Annotated in this window: 9 protein-coding genes; 8 read left to right on the forward strand and 1 reads right to left on the reverse strand. The window is 60.7% G+C overall.

From position 1 onward, the window contains the following. Positions 1-75 precede the first annotated feature (75 nt). The 3 genes from ctaD (at position 76) to PMI23_RS09455 (ending at position 3243) form a co-directional block, all read left to right on the forward strand. Positions 76-1662 carry a cytochrome c oxidase subunit I gene (gene ctaD, locus PMI23_RS09445; RefSeq protein WP_007911725.1) on the forward strand — a complete coding sequence of 529 codons (1587 nt, stop codon included), beginning with the start codon at positions 76-78 and terminating at the stop codon, positions 1660-1662. 116 nt (positions 1663-1778) lie between these two features. Beyond that, a complete protein-coding gene (locus PMI23_RS09450) occupies positions 1779-2330 on the forward strand; it encodes a cytochrome c oxidase assembly protein (protein ID WP_007911727.1) in 552 nt (183 codons plus the stop codon). 25 nt (positions 2331-2355) lie between these two features. Beyond that, positions 2356-3243, forward strand: coding sequence for a cytochrome c oxidase subunit 3 (locus PMI23_RS09455; RefSeq protein WP_007911729.1), 888 nt, complete (start codon positions 2356-2358; stop codon positions 3241-3243). 9 nt (positions 3244-3252) lie between these two features. Here the strand turns inward: PMI23_RS09455 and PMI23_RS09460 are convergent, their stop codons facing one another. Continuing rightward, a complete protein-coding gene (locus PMI23_RS09460; RefSeq protein ID WP_007911731.1) occupies positions 3253-3456 on the reverse strand; it encodes a twin transmembrane helix small protein in 204 nt (67 codons plus the stop codon). A 71-nt stretch (positions 3457-3527) separates the two neighbouring features. On the opposite strand from PMI23_RS09460, the gene PMI23_RS09465 reads away from it, so the two are divergent. From PMI23_RS09465 to PMI23_RS09485, 5 genes are read left to right on the forward strand one after another with little or no spacing between them, the layout of a single operon-like run. After that, positions 3528-4268, forward strand: a complete 741-nt coding sequence (locus tag PMI23_RS09465; RefSeq protein ID WP_007911733.1) for an SURF1 family protein — start codon at positions 3528-3530, stop codon at positions 4266-4268. Beyond that, positions 4234-4827 carry a hypothetical protein gene (locus PMI23_RS09470; protein WP_007911735.1) on the forward strand — a complete coding sequence of 198 codons (594 nt, stop codon included), beginning with the start codon at positions 4234-4236 and terminating at the stop codon, positions 4825-4827. Before PMI23_RS09465 ends, PMI23_RS09470 begins: the two co-directional genes overlap by 35 nt. A 10-nt stretch (positions 4828-4837) precedes the next feature. Next, a complete protein-coding gene (locus PMI23_RS09475) occupies positions 4838-5917 on the forward strand; it encodes a COX15/CtaA family protein (RefSeq protein ID WP_007911737.1) in 1080 nt (359 codons plus the stop codon). Beyond that, positions 5905-6804 (forward strand): heme o synthase, encoded by a 900-nt coding sequence (gene cyoE, locus PMI23_RS09480; protein ID WP_007911739.1) that lies wholly within the window; start codon positions 5905-5907, stop codon positions 6802-6804. Before PMI23_RS09475 ends, cyoE begins: the two co-directional genes overlap by 13 nt. Further along, positions 6801-7436, forward strand: a complete 636-nt coding sequence (locus PMI23_RS09485; RefSeq protein WP_007911741.1) for an SCO family protein — start codon at positions 6801-6803, stop codon at positions 7434-7436. Before cyoE ends, PMI23_RS09485 begins: the two co-directional genes overlap by 4 nt. Positions 7437-7481 lie beyond the last annotated feature (45 nt).

Here is a 7481-nt window from a genome sequence, read left to right on the forward strand (position 1 = left end):
TATCGCGTACCTCGTGAACCGGCCGGGGCAACGCGCCCCGGCCTGCCCCGTCCACTCACGTAAAGGAGACCGGCCATGAGCGCTGTCATTGATGACCATGGTCATGCCGACCACGCCCACGGCCCCGCCAAAGGCCTGATGCGCTGGGTGCTGACCACCAACCACAAGGACATCGGCACGCTGTACCTGTGGTTTGCGTTCTCCATGTTCCTGCTCGGCGGCACGTTCGCGATGGTGATTCGCGCCGAACTGTTCCAGCCCGGATTGCAGATCGTCGAACCGGCGTTCTTCAACCAGATGACTACCATGCACGGTCTGGTGATGGTCTTCGGTGCGGTGATGCCGGCCTTCGTCGGCCTCGCCAACTGGATGATCCCGTTGATGATCGGCGCGCCGGACATGGCCCTGCCACGGATGAACAACTTCAGCTTCTGGCTGCTGCCGGCGGCGTTCCTGATCCTGGTGTCGACCCTGTTCACCCCCGGTGGCGGGCCGAACTTTGGCTGGACGTTCTACGCGCCGCTGTCGACGACCTACGCGCCGGAAAGCGTGACGTTCTTCATCTTCGCCATCCACTTGATGGGGATCAGTTCGATCATGGGCGCGATCAACGTGGTCGCGACCATCCTCAACCTGCGCGCCCCCGGCATGACCCTGATGAAAATGCCGCTGTTCGTCTGGACTTGGCTGATCACCGCGTTCCTGCTGATCGCGGTAATGCCGGTGCTGGCCGGGTGCGTGACGATGATGCTGATGGACATCCACTTCGGCACCAGTTTTTTCAGTGCTGCCGGTGGCGGTGACCCGGTGCTGTTCCAGCATGTGTTCTGGTTCTTCGGCCATCCCGAGGTGTACATCATGATTCTGCCGGCCTTCGGCGCGGTCAGCTCGATCATCCCGACCTTCTCGCGCAAGCCGCTGTTCGGCTATACCTCGATGGTCTACGCCACGGCGAGCATTGCGTTCCTGTCGTTCATTGTCTGGGCGCACCACATGTTCGTGGTCGGCATTCCGCTGGTGGGCGAGCTGTTCTTCATGTACGCGACGCTGTTGATCGCGGTGCCAACCGGGGTGAAGGTGTTCAACTGGGCCAGCACCATGTGGCAAGGCTCGCTGACCTTCGAGACGCCGATGCTGTTTGCCGTGGCGTTCGTGATCCTGTTCTCCATCGGCGGTTTCTCCGGACTGATGCTGGCCATCGCCCCGGCGGACTTCCAGTATCAGGACACCTACTTTGTGGTCGCGCACTTCCACTACGTGCTGGTGCCCGGGGCGATCTTCGGGATCTTCGCCTCAACCTACTACTGGCTGCCAAAATGGACCGGCCACATGTATGACGAAACCCTCGGCAAGCTGCATTTCTGGCTGTCGTTTGTCGGCATGAACCTGACCTTCTTCCCGATGCACTTCGTCGGTCTTGCGGGAATGCCGCGACGGATTCCGGACTACAACCTGCAGTTCGCCGACTTCAACATGGTCTCCTCGATTGGCGCGTTCATGTTCGGCGCCACGCAGATCTTCTTCCTGTTCATCGTGATCAAGACCATTCGCGGCGGTCCGCCAGCACCGGCCAAGCCTTGGGATGGTGCGGAAGGTCTGGAGTGGAGCGTGCCGTCACCGGCGCCTTATCACACCTTCACCACACCGCCGGAAGTGAAATGAAACGCCTGACTTTTGTAGGAGTGAGCCTGCTCACGATGGCGGTGTGTCAGGCACACCGCGGTGGACCCATCGCGAGCAGGCTCACTCCTACAGGGTTTGGTGGGGAGGCATGAACCATGGCTGACTCGATCTCGCTGAAAAAACTCGTCACCCGTCTGCTCGGGGTGGTGGTGGCGATGTTTGTCTTCGGCTTTGCCCTAGTGCCGATCTACGACGTGATGTGCAAAGCCTTCGGCATCAATGGCAAGACCGGTGGGCAGTACGAGGGCGAGCAGGTCGTCGACACTTCGCGCCAGGTGCGTGTGCAGTTTTTGTCGACCAACAACGTCGACATGCCGTGGGACTTTTATCCCAAGCATGACGAACTCACTGCCAACCCCGGCGCGGTCAACGAGATGATCTTCATCGCGCGCAATCCCACCGACAAACCGATGAGTGCGCAAGCCGTGCCGAGCATCGCGCCGAGCAACGCGGCGGCGTATTTCCACAAGACCGAATGCTTTTGTTTTACCCAGCAGGTGCTGCAACCCGGTCAGCAGATCGAGATGCCGGTGCGCTTCATTGTTGACCGCGACATGCCCAAGGATGTGAAGCACCTGACGCTGTCCTACACGCTGTTCGATATCACCGCCCGACATCCACCGGTGGCTGTAAACACTGGCGGTTGAGCGTGCCCGATAAGGAGAACAATAAATGGCAACTCATGAGCACTATTACGTTCCGGCCCAGAGCAAATGGCCGATCATCGCCACTTTCGGCATGGCCATTACCGTGTACGGCCTGGCCGTCTGGTTCAACGATCTGAAGGCGACGCGTCCGGAATCCCACGGCCCGTACATCTTTTTCGTTGGCAGCCTGTTGCTGGCGTACATGCTGTTCGGCTGGTTCGGTACGGTGATCAAGGAAAGCCGCGCAGGGCTCTACAGCGCGCAACTGGATCGCTCGTTCCGCTGGGGCATGAGTTGGTTCATCTTCTCTGAAGTGATGTTCTTCGTCGCCTTCTTCGGTGCGCTGTTTTATGTGCGCCACGTCTCCGGGCCGGCGCTCGGCGGTGAAGGCACCAAAGGCATCGCCCATATGCTGTGGCCGAACTTTCAGTTCACCTGGCCGCTACTGCACACGCCGGACCCGAAACTGTTCCCGCCGCCCAAGGACGTCATCAGCCCGTGGGGCCTGCCGCTGATCAACACGATCCTGCTGGTCAGCTCCAGCGTGACCATCACCATCGCCCACCATGCCTTGAAGAAGGGCCATCGCGGCGCGCTGAAAATCTGGCTGGCGATCACCGTGCTGCTCGGCTGCGCGTTTCTCGGTTTCCAGGCTGAGGAATACATTCACGCCTATCACGAACTGGGGCTGACCCTCGGTTCGGGCATTTATGGCGCGACGTTCTTCATGCTCACCGGTTTCCACGGTGCCCACGTGACCATCGGCACGATCATTCTGTTTGTGATGCTGATGCGCATCATGAAGGGCCACTTCGACAACGAGCACCAGTTCGGTTTCGAAGCGGCGAGCTGGTATTGGCACTTCGTCGACGTGGTCTGGATAGGCCTGTTTATCTTCGTTTACGTGCTCTGAGGACCAGAGTTACCAAGGCGCATGCGATACCAGTTGGCCGCTGTAGAAACCCCAGGCGATCAAGCCGACGGTGGCAGCGGCCAATGCCACCCGAACACTCAAGGCGATGACCAGGCGATTCGAGCTGCTGTCGTCCTTGACCAGGAAAAACAGGCCGCTGAACAGGCTGATCACCGTGGCAATCAGCATCAGGACGATGGCTGTTTTGAGCATGGGAAGAACTCCGGGGGACAGGCGATGCAGTTGAGTATAGCGATCGCAACGACTGACTTTGTGGCGCAGCCATGAAGCGTTTTCGCCCGGGCGTGATACCGACTGTGGTGGTGGCGTTGCTGCTGCCGCTGCTGGTGTCGCTGGGCTTCTGGCAACTGAGCCGGGGCGCGGAGAAAACCGCCCTGCTCGCCAGTTACGCCGAACGCCGCGCGGCCGAACCGATGGCCAGCACTGAGTTGCTGAACAGCGCCGATCCGGCCTATCGCCGCGTGCATCTGCACGGTCAGTTCGATGCCGGGCACAGCTTGTTGCTGGATAACCGCCAGCGGAATGGCAAGGTTGGCGTCGAGTTGCTGCAACCGTTTCAGGATCAACGCAGCGGTCTGTGGCTGCTGGTCAATCGCGGCTGGTTGCCGTGGCCGGATCGCCGCGTGCCGCCACAATTCACTACGCCCACTGAAGCGTTGAATGTCGATGCCTGGGTCTACGTCGCCCCCGGCGCTACTTTCCAGTTGCACGCCGATCCGGTCAGCAGCACCTGGCCGCAAACCATCACTGCCGTCGAACCCACCAAGCTGTGGAAAACCCTGGATCGCGACGGCTTCGCCTACGAATTACGCGCCGAACCCGGCCCGGCCAGCTACGAGGCCGATTGGCCGGTGGTTGCCATGGGCCCGGAAAAACACCTCGGTTACGCCGTGCAGTGGTTCGCCATGGCCACCGCCCTGCTCGGCCTCTACGTCTATTTGGGCTTGCACAACGCAAAGGAGAACCACCATGGGAACGGCCATGAATCCACCCAGCATGTCTGAGGCGAAACCTGCCGCCACCCGTCGGCGCGGACGCATTCAATTGCTGCTGATTGTGCTCGGCGTGATCGGGCCGATGGTGCTCGCCACGGGTATGTACAAATTGCAGTTCTGGGTACCGGAAGGTCGCAGCTATCACGGCGAACTGATCGGCAACGGCCAGACCCGCGCCGACCTCGGCGTGCAGGCCAACGAGGAGCGCTGGCAGATCCTGGTCACCGCGCCGAAGGATTGCGCGGTGGATTGCCAGCAACTGGTGTATCTGGCGCGGCAGATTCAGATCGGCCTCGGTCGTGATGCTGGCCGCGCCAGCCACGCTCTCGCCGTTGCGCAACCGGTCAGCACTGATTACGACGCCAAGCTGACCCGCGAATATCCACAGCTGCAACGCTACCCGCTGGACGCCGCTGTGTTCAGTAAAACCACTGGCGACAAAGCCACGCCGCAACTGTGGATCATCGACCCGCACGGCAACCTCGTGCTGCGTTACGAGCCGAATGTGAAGGGCAAGGATCTGCTCAACGACCTGCGTCATCTGCTGAAACTGTCGAACATCGGATAAGGGCATCGTCATGGCCAAACCTGGATTTCGCCTCGCGCTGTTTGCCACCCTGCTGGCCCTGATTGTGGTGCTGCTCGGCGCCTATACGCGCCTGACCCACGCCGGCCTCGGCTGTCCGGACTGGCCAGGCTGCTACGGCTTTATCAGCGTGCCGAAAAGCGAAGCCCAACTGGCCCATGCCGAACTGCATTACCCGGACTCGCCGGTGGAGGCGCACAAGGGCTGGAACGAGATGATCCACCGCTACTTTGCCGGCACCCTCGGCCTGCTGATTTCGATACTGGCCGGGCGCGCCTGGGTCAATCGTCGTCATCCGGGGCAACCGCTGAAGCTGCCGCTGTTCCTGCTGGCGGTGGTGTTTGCGCAAGCGGCGTTCGGCATGTGGACGGTGACGCTCAAACTCTGGCCGCAAGTGGTCACCGGGCATTTGCTCGGCGGTTTTGCGACGTTGAGTTTGCTGTTTTTGCTGACGTTGAGACTGTCCGGCGTGCTACCGGCGCTGACCGTGCCCAAGCGTTTGCAGTATTGGGCGACGGCGGGATTGTTGTTGGTGATTGGTCAGATTGCGCTGGGAGGCTGGGTCAGCTCCAACTACGCGGCAGTGGCGTGCATCGACTTTCCGACCTGCCATGGGCAATGGCTGCCGCCGGCGGATTTCGCCAATGGTTTTCACCTGACCCAACACATCGGCCCGAACTATCTCGGTGGGCAACTCGACAGTGATGCGCGCACGGCGATTCACCTGACTCATCGTATTGGTGCGCTGTTGGTGACGTTGGTGCTGCTCGGTCTGGCCTGGCAACTGAAAGTGGTCGGCATGACGCGGCTGGCCGGCCTCGTGCTGATCGCCCTCGCCGCACAGATCAGCCTCGGCATCAGCAACGTGTTGTTCCATCTGCCGCTGCCGGTGGCGGTTGCGCATAACGCCGGCGGTGCGGCGCTGTTGCTGACCATGGTGCTGGTCAATTACCACGCGCGCACCAGTCTGGTTCGGGTCAAACAACCGGTGCTCGCGCGCTGGCGCTTGAGCCCGCGTAAACACGCGGCCGCGCCCATCACTATTAAAGGAGAAACGCCGTGGCGATTCTGATTGGCGAACGCCCGCATCAGGCGATCTGGCGTGATTATCTGGAACTGACCAAACCGAAAGTCGTGGTGCTGATGCTGATCACCTCGCTGGTCGGCATGTTCCTCGCGACCCGCGCCGGGGTGCCGTGGACGGTACTGGTGTTCGGTAATCTGGGCATTGCGTTGTGTGCCGGTGGCGCGGCGGCGGTCAACCATGTGGTGGATCGGCGCATCGACGCGGTGATGGCGCGCACGCACAAACGGCCGCTGGCTGAAGGCCGGGTTTCGCCGGCGGCGGCGCTGACGTTTGCGTTAGTGCTGGCGCTGCTCGGTCAGGCCTTGTTGCTGACGTTCACCAATCCGCTGACGGCTTGGCTGACCCTGGCTTCGCTGCTTGGTTATGCAGTGATCTACACCGGTTTCCTCAAACGCGCGACGCCGCAGAACATCGTCATCGGTGGTCTCGCCGGCGCCGCCCCACCACTGCTCGGCTGGACGGCTGCCACCGGTCACGTCAGCGCCGAACCATTGTTATTGGTGCTGATCATCTTCGCCTGGACCCCGCCGCACTTCTGGGCGCTGGCGATCCATCGCAAAGAGGAATATGCCAAGGCTGACATCCCGATGCTGCCGGTCACCCACGGCGAGCACTACACCAAGGTGCACATTCTGCTCTACACCTTCGCTCTGCTGGCGGTGAGTCTGCTGCCGTACGTGATCCACATGAGCGGTGTGCTCTACCTGATTTGCGCGCTCGCCCTCGGTGGAAGGTTTCTGCAATGGGCCGTGGTGCTGTACCGTGGCACTCGGCCGCACGCGGCGATCAACACCTTCAAGTACTCTATCTGGTACTTGTTTCTGCTGTTCATCGCCCTGCTCGTAGACCACTACTTACTGTTGAACCTATGACTCGAACCCAGAAAACCGTCTTCATCCTCGTCGCCGTGATCGCGCTGATCCTGGGACTTACCGTCAACAAAGTGCTGAGCGGCAAGGGCCAGGGCGACCCGACTGCTTTGATCGACGCCGGCATTATTCTGCTGCCGCAGAGCCGCAATCTGCCGGACGTGACGATGACCGATCAGGACGGCAAGCCGGTGGCGATCAACGAGCTCAAAGGCAAGTGGAGTCTGCTGTTTTTCGGCTACACCTTCTGCCCGGACATCTGCCCGACCACCCTCGCCCAGTTGCGGCAAATCAAAAGTGAACTGCCCAAGGACGCTGTGGACAAGTTGCAGATCGTGCTGGTCAGCGTTGACCCGAACCGCGATAACCCGAAGCAGTTGAAACAGTACCTGGGTTACTTTGATCCGCAGTTTGTCGGCCTGACGCCGACCTCGATAGAAGAGCTGCAGAAGGTCGCGAATGCGGTGAGTATTCCGTTTATTCCGGCGGATACCAGTAAGCCGAATTACACCGTCGACCATAGCGGCAATCTGGCGGTGATCGGGCCGGATGGTACGCAGCGCGGGTTTATTCGAGCGCCGTTGAACAACGCCAAACTGGTCGCTCAGTTGCCGGTGATGCTTAACCGCAAATAAAAGCTGAAGAGTGAAAAGCCCCTCACCCTAGCCCTCCCGAAACGT

The sequence above is a fragment of the Pseudomonas sp. GM24 genome (assembly GCF_000282235.1).
Taxonomy (GTDB): Bacteria; Pseudomonadota; Gammaproteobacteria; order Pseudomonadales; family Pseudomonadaceae; genus Aquipseudomonas.